Source organism: Pseudomonas sp. BS-2016 (assembly GCF_001806145.1).
GTDB classification, from domain to species: domain Bacteria; phylum Pseudomonadota; class Gammaproteobacteria; order Pseudomonadales; family Pseudomonadaceae; genus Aquipseudomonas; species Aquipseudomonas lundensis.
This window is the reverse complement of record NZ_MLCT01000015.1, coordinates 446,097-463,160: the sequence shown is the minus strand read 5'-3', so window position 1 is coordinate 463,160 and position 17,064 is coordinate 446,097. Positions and strand designations below refer to the sequence as shown.

Genomic DNA, 17,064 nt, shown 5'->3' with positions numbered 1-17,064 from the left:
AATTGACTCATGGCACACAAAAAAGCTGGTGGTAGTACCCGTAACGGTCGCGACTCAGAAGCCAAACGCCTTGGCGTGAAGATGTATGGCGGCCAGGCTATCGTTCCAGGCAACATCATCGTGCGTCAGCGCGGTACCCAATTCCACGCTGGCTACGGCGTTGGTATGGGCAAAGATCACACCCTGTTCGCGAAAGTGGAAGGCGTGATCAAGTTCCAGGTTAAAGGCGCCTTCGGTCGTCGCTATGTAAGCATCGTTCCGAAGACTGAAGTCGTCGCAGCGTAATAGCTTGGTAGCTGGAAGAGCCCTGTCTTGCGACGGGGCTTTTTCGTTTGTGGGATGAGTCTCTTGCAAAACTGTTTGTATGGGCTGCTGGCGCTGGATTTAACGGTCGTTGATTGAGGTCGCTGCGCTCATTTTTGCAAGAGTCTTATGTCTTATGTTTATCGGCTCGTCCTGATGACGAGAGGCGTTTTGTTATGAAGTTTGTTGATGAAGTATCGATCAAGGTAAAAGCGGGCGACGGTGGTAACGGTTGCATGAGTTTCCGTCGTGAGAAATTCATCGAAAACGGTGGCCCTAACGGGGGTGATGGTGGTGATGGCGGCTCGATCTATATGGTCGCCGACGAAAACCTCAACACCTTGGTTGACTACCGTTACACCCGTCACTTCGATGCCCAGCGTGGCTCGAACGGCGGTAGTACCGATTGCACGGGGCGCAAGGGTGACGATCTGATCCTGCGCGTGCCGGTCGGTACGACCGTCATTGATGCTGGCACGCAAGAAGTGATTGGCGACCTGACCAAGGCGGGTCAGAAGCTGATGGTGGTTCAGGGCGGCTGGCACGGTCTGGGCAACACGCGCTTCAAATCCAGTACCAACCGCGCGCCGCGCCAAACCACGCCGGGCAAGCCGGGTGAGCAGCGTGACTTGAAGCTTGAGTTGAAAGTACTGGCTGACGTCGGTCTGCTGGGCTTGCCGAATGCCGGTAAAAGTACCTTTATCCGTTCGGTGTCTGCGGCCAAGCCAAAGGTGGCGGATTATCCGTTCACCACGCTGGTGCCCAACCTGGGTGTGGTCAGCGTCGATCGCTGGAAAAGCTTTGTCATTGCTGACATCCCGGGGTTGATCGAAGGTGCCTCTGATGGTGCAGGCCTGGGGATTCGTTTCCTCAAGCATTTGGCGCGTACCCGCTTGCTTCTGCACCTCGTGGACATGGCGCCGGTTGAAGGCTCGGAAAGCGCTGCCGATACCGCTGAAGTCATCGTTAACGAGCTGACCAAGTTCAGCCCGGCCCTGGCTGATCGTGATCGCTGGCTGGTCTTGAACAAGTGCGATTCGCTGCCTCAGGAAGAGCACGACGCGGTGGTGAAAGAGGTGGTTGATCGCCTTGAGTGGACCGGTCCTGTGTATGTGATTTCGGCCATTGCCAAAATCGGCACTGACAAGCTCTGCCACGACATCATGCGTTACCTCGAAGATCGCGCAGACCGCCTGGCCAATGATCCTGCCTATAAGGAAGAGCTGGCCGAGCTGGATCAGCGCATTGAAGACGAGGCGCGTGCGCAGTTGCAGGCGCTGGATGACAAGCGTGCCCTGCGTCGCAGTGGTGTGAAGAGCGTCCACGACATCGGTGACGATGACTGGGATGAAGAAGATGTTGAAGACGACGATGGTCCAGAAATCATTTACGTCCGCGACTGATTCGTTGCAGTAAACTACAGCGCCGCTCAATTGAGCGGCGTTTTAGCATCTACGAAACGGTAATCACAAAAATTCCACGGGTAGCGCTCGGTCGCGCTGCTCTCAGGCATAGGTTGGAACATGATGCGGAGCAAGGTGACAGGTGCGCGGCGTTGGGTCGTCAAGATCGGCAGCGCACTGCTGACGGCAGATGGCAAAGGTCTGGATCGCGCGGCAATGGGTGTGTGGGTCGAGCAAATGGTGGCCCTGCACGAAGCTGGCGTTGAGTTGGTGTTGGTGTCTTCGGGCGCGGTGGCGGCCGGGATGAGCCGCTTGGGGTGGACGGTGCGACCGAGTGCCATGCATGAGCTGCAAGCAGCGGCAGCCATCGGCCAGATGGGGTTGGTGCAGGCTTGGGAATCGAGCTTTGCCGAGCACTCGCGCCACACCGCGCAAATTCTGCTGACCCATGACGATTTGTCTGATCGCAAGCGTTACCTGAATGCTCGCAGTACCTTGCGTGCCCTGGTGGAGTTGGGCGTGATCCCGGTCATCAACGAAAACGACACGGTGGTGACCGATGAGATTCGTTTCGGAGACAACGACACCTTGGCGGCGCTGGTGGCCAATCTGGTCGAAGCCGATCTGTTGGTGATCCTGACCGACCGCGACGGCATGTTTGATGCGGATCCGCGCACGAACCCTGACGCGCAAATGATTTATGAAGCGCGCGCGGATGACCCGGCGCTGGATGCGGTGGCGGGCGGCACGGGAGGTGCGCTGGGGCGCGGGGGTATGCAGACCAAGTTGCGTGCGGCCCGTCTGGCGGCGCGTTCCGGGGCGCACACCATTATTGTGGGTGGGCGTCTGGAGCGGGTGCTGGATCGTCTTAAAGCGGGTGAGCGCATTGGCACTTTGTTGTCGCCGGAACGCGGCATGTTGGCAGCGCGCAAGCAGTGGCTGGCAGGGCATTTGCAAACGCGCGGCACGCTGGTGCTGGACGAAGGGGCTGTCGCGGCCCTGTCGCAGGGCCATAAAAGCCTGTTGCCGGTGGGCGTCAAGGCGGTTCAGGGTGGTTTTCGTCGCGGAGAAATGGTGGTGTGCGTAGCGCCGGACGGCCGGGAAGTTGCCCGCGGGCTGGCCAACTACAGCGCTGCGGAAGCGCAAAAAATTATCGGGCAGTCGTCGGATGCGATTGTCAGCTTGTTGGGGTATATGGCGGAACCGGAGTTGGTTCATCGCGATAACCTGATTCTGGTTTGAATGTGAGGTTTGAATGCGCTTGATTAAAGGGTTGCTGGGTTTGATGTTGGCCATGCCGTTACTGGCATCGGCGGAAGAGATTGGCACGGTATCGACCGTGTTTAAGCTGGTTGGCCCTAACGATCGCATTGTGGTCGAGGCGTTCGATGATCCCAAGGTCGAAGGCGTAACCTGCTATCTGTCCCGCGCTAAAACGGGTGGCATGAAAGGTGGTCTGGGGTTGGCGGAGGATCGTGCAGAGGCTTCGCTGGCCTGTCGCCAGACTGGCCCGATCAGCTTCAAGGGGGATCTCAAAGACGGTGATGAGGTCTTCAAGGAGCGCACCTCGCTGGTGTTCAAAACCATGCAGGTGGTGCGCTTCCTCGACAAAAAACGCAATACGCTGGTGTACCTGGTGTACAGCGATCGCCTGATTGAAGGCAGTCCGCAGAATGCAGTAACGGCGATCCCGATTCTGCCGTGGCCGCATCAGTAACTTTTATAAAAAGGCTGCGTTAATCGCAGCTTTTTTTTGCCTGTGTTTTGTGGTGGCGGTCAGGGTGGTGGTGTGTGCTCTAAATCGCAGGCAATAAAAAACCGACCCTGAGGTCGGTTTTTTAAAAAGCTTAACGCTTAAGCGGCGGTCGCAAGGTTCAACGCCTTGACGTGGCCATTCAGACGGCTCTTATGACGAGCAGCTTTGTTCTTGTGGATGATGCCTTTATCGGCCATACGGTCGATAACAGGAACAGCCAGAACATAAGCAGCTTGTGCTTTAGCGGCGTCTTTTGCGTCGATGGCTTTAACTACATTCTTGATGTAGGTGCGAACCATGGAACGCAGGCTGGCGTTGTGGCTGCGACGCTTCTCAGCCTGTTTTGCACGTTTTTTGGCGGAAGGTGTGTTGGCCACCGTCGAGCTCCTCGAAAGACTTTAGAAAATAGCAAACAAAATAGGCCGCGAATCATGCCGATGACGTGAAGGCTTGTCAAGAGCGTTTGATACGATCCGCTGAGTGGTTGATCGAGGGAGACGGGAGATTTATTTCCGGCGCTTGACCTGTAAACTCGCGAGCTTGGCTCTGTGCTGTTGCGGCGCGCAGTATCGCATAAGTGGACGCTTTGTTCGCCTGCTCTTTTTCTCTATAGGCAAAAACTCTTTCAATGAATTTGCTCAAGTCGTTGGCTGCCGTCAGTTCCATCACCATGATTTCAAGGGTTTTGGGCTTTATCCGAGACACCATCATTGCCCGCACCTTTGGCGCCGGTATGGCTACGGATGCGTTCTTCATCGCATTCAAACTGCCCAATCTGTTGCGCCGGATCTTCGCTGAAGGGGCCTTTTCTCAAGCGTTCGTGCCCATTCTTGCGGAATACAAAAATCAGCAGGGCGAGGAGGCGACCCGCACTTTCGTGGCGTATGTGGCCGGTTTGCTGACGCTGGTATTAGCGATTGTCACGATCCTGGGGATGCTGGCCGCGCCCTGGGTGATCTGGGCGACGGCGCCGGGATTTGCCACCACGCCGGAAAAATTCCAGCTCACCAGTGACATGCTGCGGGTGACCTTCCCTTATATATTGCTGATTTCGCTGTCGTCGCTGGCGGGTGCGATCCTGAACACCTGGAACCGTTTCTCGGTTCCGGCGTTTGTGCCGACTCTGCTCAATGTCAGCATGATTATTTTTGCGCTGTTCCTGACACCTTATTTTGATCCGCCCGTGATGGCCCTTGGCTGGGCCGTGCTGGCCGGTGGTCTGGCGCAGTTATTGTTTCAACTGCCGCACCTTAAAAAGATCGGCATGCTCGTGCTGCCTCGCCTCAATTTGCGCGATACCGGCGTGTGGCGGGTCATGAAGCAAATGTTGCCAGCCATTTTGGGGGTTTCGGTCAGTCAGATATCCCTGATCATCAACACCATCTTTGCGTCCTTTTTGGTCGCAGGTTCGGTGTCGTGGATGTACTACGCGGACCGTTTGATGGAGTTGCCGTCGGGTGTACTGGGCGTGGCGCTGGGGACGATCCTTTTGCCTACGTTGTCCAAGACCTACGCCAATAAAGACCGGCATGAGTATTCGCGGATTCTCGACTGGGGGCTGCGCCTGTGTTTTGTATTGGTGTTGCCGTGCGCCCTCGCGCTGGCCATTTTGTCCGAGCCGCTGACGGTTTCATTGTTCCAGTACGGTGAGTTCAGTGCCCGTGACGCGGTCATGACCCAGCAGGCGCTGATTGCTTACTCGGTCGGTTTGCTCGGTATTATTTTGATCAAGGTGCTGGCTCCGGGCTTCTATGCCCAACAAAATATCCGTACGCCGGTCAAAATTGCGGTCTTCACTTTGATTGTGACCCAGCTGTTGAACCTGGTATTCATTGTGCCCTTGCAGCATGCGGGCCTGGCGTTGGCCATCAGTGTGGGGGCCTGTATTAACGCTGGCCTGCTGTTTTGGCAGTTGCGCAGTCAAAAACTCTTTGTAGCGCAGCCAGGGTGGGCTAAGTACCTGTTCAAGCTGGTACTGGCAGTCGCTGTCATGTCGGGCGTTTTGCTGGGCTTGATGCAACTGATGCCCGCATGGGACCAAGGTCATATGCTGGAGCGCTTTTTGCGCTTGGGGGCTTTGGTCGTCGCTGGCGTGCTGGCTTATTTCGGTATGTTGCTGGTCCTGGGCTTGCGTTTGAAGGATTTCGCCCGCAAGTCCCTTATGTAAGGTTATTACCGGTCAGGCGTCTGTTTTAGGGGTTTGGCCTAAATGCCTTGCGCTGTTGCCTGTTGTAGCAGGCTGGGTGTGGTTATAATCGGCCACTTTATGAGCAAGAAGCGCGTTATGCAGCTGGTTCGAGGCCTTCACAATCTGCGGCCCCAACATCGGGGCTGTGTCGCCACTATTGGCAACTTTGACGGTGTACACCGTGGTCACCAGGCAATCCTGGGTCGGCTGCGTGAACGTGCGCTGGAGTTGGGTGTGCCCAGCTGCGTGGTGATTTTTGAACCCCAGCCGCGCGAATTCTTTGCCCCGCAAACCGCGCCGGCACGTCTGGCACGTTTGCGTGACAAACTGCAGCTATTGGCAGATGCCGGCGTGGATCGGGTACTGTGCCTGGCCTTCAATCAGCGTTTAAGCAAACTCAGCGCTGCCGAGTTCGTTGACACGATTCTGGTCAATGGTCTGGGCGTGCAGCACCTTGAGGTCGGGGACGACTTCCGTTTCGGGTGTGACCGGGTTGGGGATTTTGACTTCTTGCAACAGGCGGGCCTCACGCAAGGTTTCACCGTCGAGGCGGCGCAAACCGTTGAGCTTGACGGTATGCGCGTCAGCAGCACCAAAGTGCGTGATGCACTGGCCGATGCTGATTTCGCCCTCGCCGAGCGTTTGCTCGGGCGTCCGTTCCAGATCGCCGGACGCGTGTTGCACGGGCAGAAACTGGCGCGTCAACTCGGCACGCCAACGGCCAACGTGCAATTAAAGCGTCGTCGCGTGCCGCTGACCGGGGTTTACCTGGCCAGTGTCGATATCGACGGCAAAACCTGGCCCGGCGTCGCCAATATTGGCGTGCGGCCCACCGTTTCAGGGGATGGCAGTGCCCATCTTGAAGTACATCTATTGGATTACACCGGTGATCTGTATGACCGGCGCCTGACCGTGGCATTCCACCACAAGCTGCGTGATGAGCAGCGTTTCGCCTCCCTGGAGGCGCTCAAGACGGCGATCAATGCGGACGTCGCCGCCGCCCGAGCCTATTGGCAGGGTCAACCGCTTAAAAAGAGCCTGAAATGACCGACTACAAAGCCACGCTAAACCTTCCGGACACAGCCTTCCCAATGAAGGCCGGCCTGCCACAGCGCGAACCGCAAATTTTGCAGCGCTGGGACAGCATTGGCCTGTACGGGAAGTTGCGCGAGATTGGCAAGGATCGTCCGAAGTTCGTTCTTCATGACGGTCCTCCGTACGCCAACGGCACGATCCACATCGGTCACGCGCTGAACAAGATCCTCAAGGACATGATCATTCGCTCGAAAACCCTTGCCGGTTTCGATGCGCCGTACGTGCCGGGCTGGGATTGCCACGGTTTGCCGATTGAGCACAAGGTTGAAGTGACCCACGGCAAAAACCTGCCTGCGGATAAAACCCGCGAGCTGTGCCGTGCCTACGCCACCGAGCAGATCGAAGGCCAGAAATCCGAGTTCATCCGTCTGGGTGTGCTGGGTGACTTCGCCAACCCGTACAAAACCATGGATTTCAAGAATGAGGCCGGTGAAATCCGCGCCTTGGCTGAAATCGTCAAGGCGGGCTTCGTGTTCAAGGGCCTTAAGCCTGTGAACTGGTGTTTCGACTGCGGCTCGGCATTGGCTGAAGCTGAAGTTGAATATCAGGACAAAAAATCCGCGACCATCGACGTTGCGTTCCCGATTGCCGACGAAGCCAAGCTGGCTGAGGCTTTTGGTCTGGCGGCCTTGAGCAAACCGGCTTCGATCGTGATCTGGACCACCACCCCGTGGACCATCCCGGCCAACCAGGCGCTCAACGTGCACCCGGAGTTCAACTACGCGCTGGTCGACGTCGGTGACAAGCTGCTGGTGCTGGCTGAAGAACTGGTCGAAGCGTGCCTGGCACGCTACAACCTGGAAGGGTCGGTCATTGCCACCACCACCGGTGCCGCGCTCGAACTGATCAACTTCCGTCACCCGTTCTATGATCGTCTGTCGCCTGTTTATCTGGCCGAGTATGTCGAACTGGGCGCGGGCACTGGCGTGGTTCACTCCGCTCCGGCCTACGGCGTAGACGACTTCGTGACCTGCAAAGCCTACGGCATGGTCAACGATGACATCATCAATCCGGTTCAAAGCAACGGTGTTTACGTGCCGTCGCTAGAGTTTTTTGGCGGCCAGTTCATCTGGAAAGCCAATCCGGCCATTGTTGAAAAACTGACCGAAGTCGGTGCGCTGATGCACACCGAAACCATCAGCCACAGCTACATGCACTGCTGGCGTCACAAGACTCCGCTGATCTACCGCGCCACTGCGCAGTGGTTCATCGGCATGGACAAAGAGCCGGTAGCCGGCGATACCTTGCGCACCCGCGCGTTGCAGGCCATTGAAGACACCCAGTTCGTTCCGGCCTGGGGTCAGGCGCGCCTGCACTCGATGATTGCCAACCGTCCGGACTGGTGCATCTCGCGTCAACGCAACTGGGGCGTGCCGATCCCGTTCTTCCTGAACAAGGAAAGCGGCGAACTGCACCCGCGTACCGTCGAAATGATGGAAGAAGTCGCCAAGCGCGTTGAGCGTGAAGGGATTGAAGCCTGGTTCAAGATGGACGCCGCCGAGTTGCTGGGCGATGAAGCGCCGCTGTACGACAAGATCTCCGACACCCTGGACGTCTGGTTCGACTCGGGCACCACGCACTGGCACGTGCTGCGCGGTTCACACCCGATGGGCCATGAAACCGGCCCGCGCGCCGACTTGTACCTCGAAGGTTCCGACCAGCACCGCGGCTGGTTCCACTCTTCGTTGCTGACCGGTTGCGCCATCGACAATCACGCGCCTTATCGCGAACTGCTGACCCACGGTTTCACCGTGGACGAGGCCGGTCGCAAGATGTCCAAATCCTTGGGTAACGTGATTGCGCCACAGAAAGTCAACGACACGCTGGGCGCCGACATCATGCGCCTGTGGGTCGCGTCGACGGACTACTCGGGCGAGATCGCGGTCTCCGACCAGATCCTGCAACGTAGCGCCGATGCCTACCGACGTATCCGCAACACTGCACGCTTCTTGCTGTCGAACCTGACCGGTTTCAATCCGGCCACCGACATCCTGCCTGCCGAAGAAATGCTGGCACTGGACCGTTGGGCGGTGGACCGCGCACTGCTGCTGCAACGCGAGCTGGAACTTCACTACGGTGAATACCGCTTCTGGAACGTGTACTCCAAAGTGCACAACTTCTGCGTGCAAGAGCTGGGCGGTTTCTACCTCGACATCATCAAAGACCGTCAGTACACCACGGGCGCCAACAGCAAGGCCCGTCGCTCATGCCAGACCGCGTTGTTCCATATCTCCGAAGCGCTGGTGCGCTGGATCGCTCCGATCCTGGCGTTCACTGCCGACGAGTTGTGGCAATACCTGCCGGGCGAGCGCAACGAATCGGTGATGCTCAATACCTGGTATCAGGGCCTGACCGAGCTGCCTGAAGGGACTGAACTGGACCGCGCTTATTGGGAGCGGATCATGGCGGTCAAGGTCGCGGTCAACAAGGAAATGGAAAACCTGCGCGCGGCCAAGGCCATTGGTGGCAACTTGCAGGCTGAAGTCACCTTGTTCGCCGAAGATGAACTGGCAACCGACCTCACCAAGCTGAGCAATGAGCTGCGCTTCGTGCTGATCACCTCCACAGCTAGCGTTGCGCCGTTTGCATCGGCCCCGGCGGATGCGGTGGTGACTGAGGTGCCAGGCCTGAAGCTCAAAGTGGTCAAATCTGCCCACGCCAAGTGCGCCCGTTGCTGGCATTGCCGTGAAGACGTTGGCGTGAACCCGGAGCATCCGGAAATCTGCGGCCGCTGTGTGGACAACATCAGCGGCGCCGGCGAGGTACGTCACTATGCCTGATGCCCGCACTGCCGGGCGCTTCGGGCGCCTGAGCTGGTTGTGGTTGACCCTGCTGGTCCTGGTCATTGACCAGGCCAGCAAGGTTTATTTCGACAGCGCATTACAGATGTATCAACAGGTCGTCATCATTCCGGATTACTTCAGTTGGACGCTGGCCTACAACACGGGCGCAGCCTTCAGCTTCCTGGCTGACAGTGCCGGCTGGCAGCGCTGGCTGTTTGCCCTGATTGCCGTGGTGGTCAGTGCCGTACTGGTGGTCTGGCTCAAGCGCCTGGGGCGTGATGACACGTGGCTGGCCATTGCGCTGGCGTTGATCCTCGGCGGGGCATTGGGCAACTTGTATGACCGCATTGCCTACGGCCATGTCATCGACTTCATTCTCGTGCACTGGCAAAACCGCTGGTACTTCCCTGCATTCAACTTTGCCGACAGCGCAATCTGTGTGGGTGCGGTAATGCTCGCACTGGATATGTTCAAAAGTAAAAAGTCCGGAGAACCCGTTCATGACTGAGCCTCGTATTGGCCAGAACACGGAAGTCACCCTGCATTTCGCTTTGCGCCTGGAGAATGGCGACACGGTCGACAGTACGTTCGACAAAGACCCTGCAACGTTCAAAGTCGGTGATGGCAATCTGTTGCCGGGTTTTGAAGCGGCTATTTTCGGCTTCAAGGCAGGCGACAAGCGGACACTTGAGATCCTGCCGGAGAATGCATTCGGTCAGCCCAATCCGCAAAATGTGCAGATTATTGCGCGCTCGCAGTTCAAGGACATGGAACTGTCGGAAGGGTTGCTGGTGATCTTCAATGACGCCGCAAACACCGAGTTGCCCGGCGTGGTCAAAGCGTTTGACGACGACCAGGTCACCATCGATTTCAACCATCCGCTGGCAGGTAAAACCCTGACCTTCGAAGTCGAAATCAAAGACGTCAAAGCGCTGTAAATCCAGTGCCCGGCTAAATGGCTGGGCCTGTTTGGCATTATCTTTCTGCGCGTCCCACGAGGCCTAGCATGCACATCAAACTCGCCAACCCCCGTGGTTTTTGCGCCGGGGTGGACCGAGCGATTGAGATCGTCAATCGCGCTCTTGAAGTATTCGGCCCACCTATCTACGTTCGCCACGAAGTGGTGCACAACAAATTTGTCGTCGAAGACCTGCGCTCGCGCGGAGCGATCTTCGTTGAAGAGCTGGATCAGGTGCCGGATGACGTCATTGTGATCTTCAGTGCCCACGGCGTTTCTCAGGCCGTGCGCAGTGAAGCTGCCGGGCGCGGCCTGAAAGTGTTCGACGCCACGTGCCCCTTGGTCACCAAGGTTCATATCGAAGTGGCGCGTTACAGCCGTGATGGCCGCGAATGCATCCTGATTGGCCACGCCGGTCACCCGGAAGTTGAAGGCACCATGGGGCAATACGACGCCAGCAATGGCGGCGCTATCTACCTGGTTGAAGACGAAAAAGACGTCGCCAACCTGCAAGTGCACAACCCCGAAAAACTGGCTTTCGTGACCCAAACCACGCTGTCGATGGACGACACCAGCCGGGTGATCGATGCCCTGCGTACGCGATTCCCGGCCATTGGTGGCCCACGTAAAGATGACATCTGCTACGCCACACAAAACCGTCAGGATGCTGTGAAGCAACTGGCTGACGAGTGCGACGTGGTGCTGGTGGTGGGCAGTCCCAATAGCTCCAACTCCAATCGCCTCCGGGAGCTGGCAGAGCGCATGGCCACCCCGGCCTACCTGATCGATGGTGCTGAAGACCTGCAAAAAAGCTGGTTCGATGGCGTTGAACGCATTGGCATCACCGCGGGTGCCTCGGCGCCGGAAGTGCTGGTGCGCGGCGTGATTCAGCAATTGCACGCCTGGGGCGCCACCGGGGCCGACGAATTGGCTGGCCGTGAAGAGAACATCACATTCTCCATGCCCAAAGAGTTGCGGGTTCGCGCCATCACCTAAGCCATTGCACACAATGCCTGCGCAGCTTTTTGGTTGCGCAGGCTGATCCTCCCGCTTTTTGCGAGCACAACCTGATAGTGACTCAGCTCTTCTTTTGTCTGGCACACATGCAGGGTGCCTGCCTGAAAACTCCCCGCATTCAGTAATGGCTCGCCCAGCGGGTTGAATCGCACGTAGTGTTTGACCGGCGAGTTCCCCGCTATGGGGATCAGGCGACTGTTGTGTGTTTCAGCCAGTACCGGGTTGTTCTTGTCGGCGTGGCCCTGACCGCTTACATCAAGCACCATTCTCCATCCTTTGCTCCAGTCACCCTCCCGCGCGTGAACCACCACGTACTGATGGCGTATCAGCGCTTCGCTGCGTGCCTTGCGCAAACTGCCGGCCAATTGCTCCGCCGTGGTTTGGCGTCGTTGTTGTTCTGTGAGCATGTGGTAGGCCGGGCTGGCAAATTGTGCAGTGGTGGCGACGATCGACAGGGTAATCACCAGTTGAATCAAACTCATCCCTCGTTGATACACAGCGTCCTCCCTGGACTTGTTTGTGGTGAACACCCTTAGGTATAGCGGTTGCGACAGGGCAGCCACCTAAAATGCGGTCGTCCAATCATTGCCCGATGTTTATGCCTTGCGATTGCTTGAAGCGTACGCAATCAAGCGAACAATCCTACAGTCGAGCTCACCCTTTTCTGATCCATGAGCGCTGAGCGCGGGTCTAGGCTGTGCTCAATGCGGCGCGGGACGTGCCGTTAAAACAGGTGGTCAGGGATGAGCCAGAAGCGGCGGGGCAGTAAAAAACGACAAGCCGGCATGACCCTGATTGAAGTGCTGGTAGCCGGTCTTATTTTAGGCGTGGGCCTCTTGGGGGCCGCAGGCGCGCAAATCAGTGCACTGAAATACACCGACAGCGCGCGCATGAGCACTCAGGCCAGTTTCATCGCGTACGACATGCTGGATCGGATGCGCGCCAATTCTGCAGGGGACTATCGCTTTTCCGGGCGTTATGGCGTGGCCCTGAACTCCAACGTTACGGGGGTCGTCACTCAGGATCTGAGCGAATTCAAACGCAACATACAGGCTTTCGGCGGGGAGAGCGCCCGAGGCGAGATTTCTCTGAATGACCGGCAAGTGAGTATCCACATTCGCTGGGACGACTCGCGTGCAGAGAAAAACGAGGGCGCCTTGCAGTCATTCACACTCAACAGCCAGCTGCCCGGCATACCGCCTGCGAGCCCGTCATGAGAAAGCGCCAGTCGGGATTTGGCCTGATTGAGCTGATGATTGCGATGGTTTTGGGCTTGCTGCTGGTTCTGGGGATGACGCAGGTGTTCTTGAGTGCCCGGCAGACCTCTTTGGCTCAGTCAGCTTCCGCGCAACTGCAAGAGGATGCCCGTTACGTGCTGAGCAAAATGGCTCAGGAGATTCGCATGGCTGGCATGTTTGGCTGCTTGCCGGTGAACCACATCATCGATGCGCCTGCTGCGTTTGCGACACCCGTTTCATGGCAAGGCACTTCAAGTTCTGGAGCGCTGCACATGATCAGCGCCGACGTCGGACCTCAGTCCGGCAAGCCTGACTGGACGGTGGTGACGGACTGCAAACACCACGCGCAGGTTTTTGCTGGCGCACAGGCTGAGTGGGGGCCTGGAGAAACAGGCTTTGCGGTACGTCGGGTTACTTATCGTTTTGAGCAAGGCCAACTCAAGAGCGGGCTCAGTAACACCGTGCTACTGGACAATGTTGCCGCGTTTGAGGTGACCTTCGGTGTCTCCAGCTCAGCCAACGAGCATGCGGTTGTGCGCTATGAGTCCAGACCCGCCGATGCCACGAGCATTCGCAGCGTGCGCCTGGCCTTGACCTTGAGAGATCCCGGGGCCCGGGTAAAAGACCAGACCTACCATGTGCTGGTCGCCGTTCGTAACCGGCAGAGGTAGGAACAGTTATGCCGCCCGTATTACGTTCGCAAAAAGGCATGGTGCTGCTGGCCAGTCTGGTTTTTTTGATGTTGCTCGGTTTTCTGGGGCTTTCTGCGATGGAAAGCGCGGGCCAGCAAGAGAAAATGGCGGGTGCCATACGGGCTGCCAATCAATCATTTCAAGGGGCCGAAGCGGCGATGCACGTCGGTGAGACGTGGTTGCAAGCTCATTGGTCCGGTATGGCGGAGTGTACTTCGCCGAGCCGCTGCGCGCCCCCTGTTGAGGCGAGAAGCCAGCGTTCACCAGGGCTCGATCCTCAGTCAGGCATTAACTGGGTACAAACGCAGGATGGGTTGTATGGCATTCAGTTTCTGGGGCTCAGCATCCCGCTTTCTCAGTCTGAAAAGGACGGCTCTGTCTATCTCTATCGAATAACCGGTATTGGCCTTCGAGGGCTGTCTCGCACTGTGCTCGAAAGTGTTTATGCGCGCCATCAGGCGGTGCAGGACGGGGAGGCCGGGCCTGTCCGGCAGCGTTTTCGTCGGGTTATGTGGCGACAAATTCAATAGGGAATGAACACATGGTTAGGCCTAATACAGGTTTTACGCTGATCGAAATGATGATCACCGTGGCGATCATCGGTATCCTTGGGGCCTTTGTTTATCCGCTTTACAGCGATCATGTGAAGCGGGTGCACCGGTCTCAAATTGTCGTGATGCTCTCTGAGCAAGCCCAAAGTCTAGAGCGGTTCTACACGAAAAACGGGTTATATAGCGGTCTGCCGGATATCAGTTCTGGCAATGAGAACTACAGCATCACGTCAGACCTTTCGGATCATGCCTTTTTATTGATAGCCACACGAAAAGACGGCTCGCCCATGGCAGATGATCCTTGTGGCAACTTCACGTTGGCGCATACAGGTCTGAGCGCTATAACCCAGGCGGCCCCGGGCATCACCGCGCAGCAATGTTGGGGGCGCTGACCCATTACTTTTGAATAAGGGCTGGACTGATAGATGGCTAGGCATCAACGGGTAGTGATTGTCGGCGGTGGAGTGATCGGGCTGCTGACTGCGTTTAATCTGGCCGCAGACGTCGAGCAAGTGATTTTGCTGGAGCGCGGTGGCGTGGGGCAGGAGTCTTCCTGGGCGGGCGGTGGAATCGTGTCCCCGCTGTATCCGTGGCGTTACACCCCGGCCGTCACAGCGCTGGCTCACTGGTCCCAGGATTTTTACCCGCATTTGGCGCAGCGTCTGCTGGCGACTTCCGGGCTGGATCCGGAAGTGCATACCACGGGTCTTTACTGGCTTGATCTGGACGATGAGGCTCAAGCGCTGGCATGGGCCCGGCAAGCCGGTCGACCTTTGAGTGCTGTGGATATCGCGGCGGTCGAAAGCCATGTTCCGGTATTGGGCGGCGGTTTTTCCCGTGCTGTTTATATGAAGGACGTGGCGAATGTGCGCAATCCGCGGCTGGTTAAGTCACTAAAAGCGGCACTGCAAGCGATGCCCAATGTCACGGTTCACGAACAATCCGAGGTGCTGGGCTTTGTCAGGGAGGGGGAGCGGATTACGGGCGTCAATACGGTTAATGGCTCCGTATTGGGGGATGCGGTGGTATTGGCTGCCGGGGCCTGGAGCGGTGAACTGCTCAAGCATCTGGACATAGAACTGCCCATTGAGCCGGTCAAAGGCCAAATGATTTTGTACAAATGTGCTTCGGATTTCTTGTCGTGCATGGTTCTGGCCAACGGCCGCTACGCCATTCCTCGCCGTGATGGCCATATCTTGATTGGCAGCACGCTGGAGCATGAAGGCTTCGACAAAACGCCGACCCAGACGGCCTTGGAGAGTTTGAAAGCGTCGGCCGTGGCGTTGATTCCTGCGTTGGCGGATGCCGAGCCCGTGGCGCATTGGGCCGGATTGCGTCCGGGTTCGCCGCAAGGCATACCGTATATCGGGCCGGTCGCCGGTTTTGAGGGGCTCTGGCTGAACTGCGGGCATTACCGCAACGGGTTGGTGTTGGCGCCCGCGTCTTGCCAGTTGTTTGCAGATTTGTTGCTGGAGCGCACGCCTATCATTGATCCGGCGCCGTACGCCCCTGCAGGGCGACTCTGAGCGATAACGGCGGCTGTCTCGCAGCCTTGCGTTGGCAGGCTGCGACCCCGTTGCTCAGCGTTTGCCCGGGCCTTGCTCAAGATGGTTTTGGGTGCAATACCACTCTTGTTGTTGGCTCAGTGCGCGGTCTCGTGGCAAGTGGACGCCGCAATGGGCGCAGCGCACCATCGGTTGGGCGTTGGGGTCGACCGGTTTTTTGGTGGGGGTAAGGCCCGCATTGTATTTGCGCCACAACCACACGCCGGCAGCAATCAAGGCCACCCAGATCAGTAAACGAAACATGGCTAATCGCTATTTGAGAAAAGATGCGCCAGTTTAGCCAAGGACCGTGTAGGCGCCCAGCACCAAATGCGACGCAAAAAAAAGAGCCCCGAAAGGCTCTTTTCTTGAGTGTGACGATCAGTCGAAAAGACCGAACGTCATGTAGCTGAACCATGAACGGCTGGTGTCTTCCGATTCTGGTTCTTCGATGACATTGCCGTCTGAATCTTTAGGCTTCAGCTCGGCAGGAATAGCGTCTTTCGCATCCTGGAATTGCTTCTGCACGTCCTGGTTGGCGCGGGTTTCACCCGGTGGCAGAGGCGTGCTGGATTCGATCAGGCCCAACGTAGCCTTGCTCAACCAAGAGCGGTTGTCAGACTCGGACACTTGAGGCACAAACTGACCGTCAACCAGGCTCGGATGATTAGGGTAGTTGTCTTTGAGCACTTCAAGACTGGTGTCAGCCAGTTTGTCGAGGTGCAGGCGCTGATAAGACTCAACCATCACCGCCAGGCCGTCAGCGACCGAAGGGGTTTCCTGGAAGTTCTCAACCACGTACCGGCCACGGTTGGCCGAAGCCACATAGGCCTGACGGGTCAGGTAATAGTGGGCCACGTGAATTTCATAAGCCGCCAGCAGGTTGCGCAGGTAAATCATGCGCTGCTTGGCATCAGGCGCGTAGCGGCTGTTGGGGAAGCGGCTGGTCAGCTGGGCGAACTCGTTATACGAGTCACGGGCCGCGCCGGGGTCACGCTTGGTCATGTCCAGCGGCAGGAAGCGCGCCAGCAGGCCAACGTCCTGGTCAAACGAGGTCAAGCCTTTGAGGTAGTAGGCGTAATCAACGTTCGGGTGCTGCGGGTGCAGGCGGATGAACCGCTCTGCGGCAGACTTGGCAGCTTCCGGCTCGGAGTTTTTATAGTAGGCATAGATCAGTTCAAGCTGAGCCTGATCGGCATAACGGCCGAACGGGTAGCGTGACTCAAGTGCCTTCAGTTTGGCGGTTGCACTGGTGTAGCTGTGGTTGTCCAGATCGGCCTGTGCCTGCTGGTACAGCTCGACTTCGCTGAGGTTTTCGTCAACGACTTCCTTTGTCGACGAGCAAGCGGCGGTCAGTGCGAGGATGGCGATCAGCAGCAGGTGTCTCACTTGCATGGCGGCTTGCGTCCCTATGACGGCCGCTGTCTTGGGCGAGGCCGTCCTGTTATGATGAGCGCCCCGTGAAAAGCCTCGGGGCAAAAGACGCCGTATTTAACCACAAGCGCGCAGCCGAAACCAAAGGCTTGGCGCCGTCCT

The 17,064-nt window shown here is 57.6% G+C and carries 19 protein-coding genes; 15 read left to right on the top strand and 4 right to left on the bottom strand.

Going from position 1 to position 17,064, the window contains the following annotated elements:
- Positions 1–9: 9 nt before the first annotated feature.
- The 4 genes from rpmA (at position 10) to BKD70_RS07560 (ending at position 3,423) form a co-directional block, all read left to right on the top strand.
- A complete protein-coding gene (gene rpmA / locus BKD70_RS07575) occupies positions 10–285 on the top strand; it encodes a 50S ribosomal protein L27 (protein ID WP_047273595.1) in 276 nt (91 codons plus the stop codon).
- A 194-nt stretch (positions 286–479) separates the two neighbouring features.
- A complete protein-coding gene (gene cgtA / locus BKD70_RS07570; protein WP_047273596.1) occupies positions 480–1,706 on the top strand; it encodes an Obg family GTPase CgtA in 1,227 nt (408 codons plus the stop codon).
- 123 nt (positions 1,707–1,829) lie between these two features.
- Positions 1,830–2,948, top strand: coding sequence for a glutamate 5-kinase (proB, locus tag BKD70_RS07565; protein ID WP_047274265.1), 1,119 nt, complete (start codon positions 1,830–1,832; stop codon positions 2,946–2,948).
- A gap of 13 nt (positions 2,949–2,961) precedes the next feature.
- Positions 2,962–3,423 (top strand): CreA family protein, encoded by a 462-nt coding sequence (locus tag BKD70_RS07560; protein WP_047273598.1) that lies wholly within the window; start codon positions 2,962–2,964, stop codon positions 3,421–3,423.
- 137 nt (positions 3,424–3,560) lie between these two features.
- Here BKD70_RS07560 and rpsT read toward each other — a convergent pair whose 3' ends face one another.
- Positions 3,561–3,839, bottom strand: coding sequence for a 30S ribosomal protein S20 (gene rpsT / locus BKD70_RS07555; protein ID WP_003443902.1), 279 nt, complete (start codon positions 3,837–3,839; stop codon positions 3,561–3,563).
- Between the two features lie 251 nt (positions 3,840–4,090).
- On the opposite strand from rpsT, the gene murJ reads away from it, so the two are divergent.
- From murJ to ispH, 6 genes are all read left to right on the top strand, one after another.
- Entirely contained in the window at positions 4,091–5,629 is a 1,539-nt protein-coding gene (murJ, locus tag BKD70_RS07550; protein WP_047273600.1) for a murein biosynthesis integral membrane protein MurJ, read from the top strand.
- A 117-nt stretch (positions 5,630–5,746) separates the two neighbouring features.
- Positions 5,747–6,697 carry a bifunctional riboflavin kinase/FAD synthetase gene (gene ribF / locus BKD70_RS07545; protein ID WP_047273602.1) on the top strand — a complete coding sequence of 317 codons (951 nt, stop codon included), beginning with the start codon at positions 5,747–5,749 and terminating at the stop codon, positions 6,695–6,697.
- Positions 6,694–9,525, top strand: coding sequence for an isoleucine--tRNA ligase (gene ileS, locus BKD70_RS07540; RefSeq protein ID WP_047273604.1), 2,832 nt, complete (start codon positions 6,694–6,696; stop codon positions 9,523–9,525). The genes ribF and ileS overlap by 4 nt, the downstream gene beginning before the upstream one ends.
- Entirely contained in the window at positions 9,518–10,036 is a 519-nt protein-coding gene (gene lspA, locus BKD70_RS07535; RefSeq protein WP_047273606.1) for a signal peptidase II, read from the top strand. Before ileS ends, lspA begins: the two co-directional genes overlap by 8 nt.
- Positions 10,029–10,466: a peptidylprolyl isomerase gene (locus tag BKD70_RS07530; RefSeq protein WP_047273608.1), complete on the top strand. Its 438-nt coding sequence runs from the start codon at positions 10,029–10,031 to the stop codon at positions 10,464–10,466. The genes lspA and BKD70_RS07530 overlap by 8 nt, the downstream gene beginning before the upstream one ends.
- Before the next feature lie 68 nt (positions 10,467–10,534).
- On the top strand, positions 10,535–11,482 hold the full coding sequence (gene ispH, locus BKD70_RS07525) for a 4-hydroxy-3-methylbut-2-enyl diphosphate reductase (protein WP_047273610.1): 948 nt from the start codon (positions 10,535–10,537) through the stop codon (positions 11,480–11,482).
- On the opposite strand, the gene BKD70_RS07520 is transcribed toward ispH, so the two are convergent.
- A complete protein-coding gene (locus tag BKD70_RS07520; protein ID WP_047273612.1) occupies positions 11,479–11,985 on the bottom strand; it encodes a GspH/FimT family protein in 507 nt (168 codons plus the stop codon). The two genes, ispH and BKD70_RS07520, sit on opposite strands and share 4 nt — an antisense overlap.
- 261 nt (positions 11,986–12,246) lie before the next feature.
- Here BKD70_RS07520 and pilV point away from each other — a divergent pair, with 261 nt between their 5' ends.
- From pilV to thiO, 5 genes are read left to right on the top strand one after another with little or no spacing between them, the layout of a single operon-like run.
- Positions 12,247–12,720 carry a type IV pilus modification protein PilV gene (gene pilV, locus BKD70_RS07515; RefSeq protein ID WP_047273615.1) on the top strand — a complete coding sequence of 158 codons (474 nt, stop codon included), beginning with the start codon at positions 12,247–12,249 and terminating at the stop codon, positions 12,718–12,720.
- Positions 12,717–13,412, top strand: a complete 696-nt coding sequence (locus tag BKD70_RS07510) for a PilW family protein (protein ID WP_047273617.1) — start codon at positions 12,717–12,719, stop codon at positions 13,410–13,412. Before pilV ends, BKD70_RS07510 begins: the two co-directional genes overlap by 4 nt.
- A gap of 8 nt (positions 13,413–13,420) precedes the next feature.
- Entirely contained in the window at positions 13,421–13,963 is a 543-nt protein-coding gene (locus BKD70_RS07505) for a PilX N-terminal domain-containing pilus assembly protein (RefSeq protein ID WP_047273619.1), read from the top strand.
- Between the two features lie 11 nt (positions 13,964–13,974).
- Positions 13,975–14,376 carry a type IV pilin protein gene (locus BKD70_RS07500; protein ID WP_047273621.1) on the top strand — a complete coding sequence of 134 codons (402 nt, stop codon included), beginning with the start codon at positions 13,975–13,977 and terminating at the stop codon, positions 14,374–14,376.
- 33 nt (positions 14,377–14,409) lie between these two features.
- Complete coding sequence (thiO, locus tag BKD70_RS07495; protein WP_047273623.1) at positions 14,410–15,510, top strand: glycine oxidase ThiO; 1,101 nt, start codon at positions 14,410–14,412, stop codon at positions 15,508–15,510.
- A 54-nt stretch (positions 15,511–15,564) separates the two neighbouring features.
- Here thiO and BKD70_RS07490 read toward each other — a convergent pair whose 3' ends face one another.
- Positions 15,565–15,792: a PP0621 family protein gene (locus BKD70_RS07490; RefSeq protein WP_047273625.1), complete on the bottom strand. Its 228-nt coding sequence runs from the start codon at positions 15,790–15,792 to the stop codon at positions 15,565–15,567.
- 117 nt (positions 15,793–15,909) lie between these two features.
- Positions 15,910–16,923, bottom strand: coding sequence for an outer membrane protein assembly factor BamD (locus tag BKD70_RS07485; protein ID WP_047273627.1), 1,014 nt, complete (start codon positions 16,921–16,923; stop codon positions 15,910–15,912).
- Between the last annotated feature and the right edge of the window lie 141 nt (positions 16,924–17,064).

Coding starts and splice junctions, on each gene's coding strand:
- rpmA (WP_047273595.1), top strand. CDS start 10: ATGGCACACAAAAAAGCTGGTGGTAGTACCCGTAACGGTCGCGACTCA.
- thiO (WP_047273623.1), top strand. CDS start 14,410: ATGGCTAGGCATCAACGGGTAGTGATTGTCGGCGGTGGAGTGATCGGG.
- murJ (WP_047273600.1), top strand. CDS start 4,091: ATGAATTTGCTCAAGTCGTTGGCTGCCGTCAGTTCCATCACCATGATT.
- pilV (WP_047273615.1), top strand. CDS start 12,247: ATGAGCCAGAAGCGGCGGGGCAGTAAAAAACGACAAGCCGGCATGACC.
- lspA (WP_047273606.1), top strand. CDS start 9,518: ATGCCTGATGCCCGCACTGCCGGGCGCTTCGGGCGCCTGAGCTGGTTG.
- ribF (WP_047273602.1), top strand. CDS start 5,747: ATGCAGCTGGTTCGAGGCCTTCACAATCTGCGGCCCCAACATCGGGGC.
- ileS (WP_047273604.1), top strand. CDS start 6,694: ATGACCGACTACAAAGCCACGCTAAACCTTCCGGACACAGCCTTCCCA.
- BKD70_RS07505 (WP_047273619.1), top strand. CDS start 13,421: ATGCCGCCCGTATTACGTTCGCAAAAAGGCATGGTGCTGCTGGCCAGT.
- ispH (WP_047273610.1), top strand. CDS start 10,535: ATGCACATCAAACTCGCCAACCCCCGTGGTTTTTGCGCCGGGGTGGAC.
- BKD70_RS07510 (WP_047273617.1), top strand. CDS start 12,717: ATGAGAAAGCGCCAGTCGGGATTTGGCCTGATTGAGCTGATGATTGCG.
- BKD70_RS07485 (WP_047273627.1), bottom strand. CDS start 16,923: ATGCAAGTGAGACACCTGCTGCTGATCGCCATCCTCGCACTGACCGCC.
- BKD70_RS07530 (WP_047273608.1), top strand. CDS start 10,029: ATGACTGAGCCTCGTATTGGCCAGAACACGGAAGTCACCCTGCATTTC.
- proB (WP_047274265.1), top strand. CDS start 1,830: ATGCGGAGCAAGGTGACAGGTGCGCGGCGTTGGGTCGTCAAGATCGGC.
- BKD70_RS07520 (WP_047273612.1), bottom strand. CDS start 11,985: ATGAGTTTGATTCAACTGGTGATTACCCTGTCGATCGTCGCCACCACT.
- BKD70_RS07500 (WP_047273621.1), top strand. CDS start 13,975: ATGGTTAGGCCTAATACAGGTTTTACGCTGATCGAAATGATGATCACC.
- cgtA (WP_047273596.1), top strand. CDS start 480: ATGAAGTTTGTTGATGAAGTATCGATCAAGGTAAAAGCGGGCGACGGT.
- BKD70_RS07490 (WP_047273625.1), bottom strand. CDS start 15,792: ATGTTTCGTTTACTGATCTGGGTGGCCTTGATTGCTGCCGGCGTGTGG.
- BKD70_RS07560 (WP_047273598.1), top strand. CDS start 2,962: ATGCGCTTGATTAAAGGGTTGCTGGGTTTGATGTTGGCCATGCCGTTA.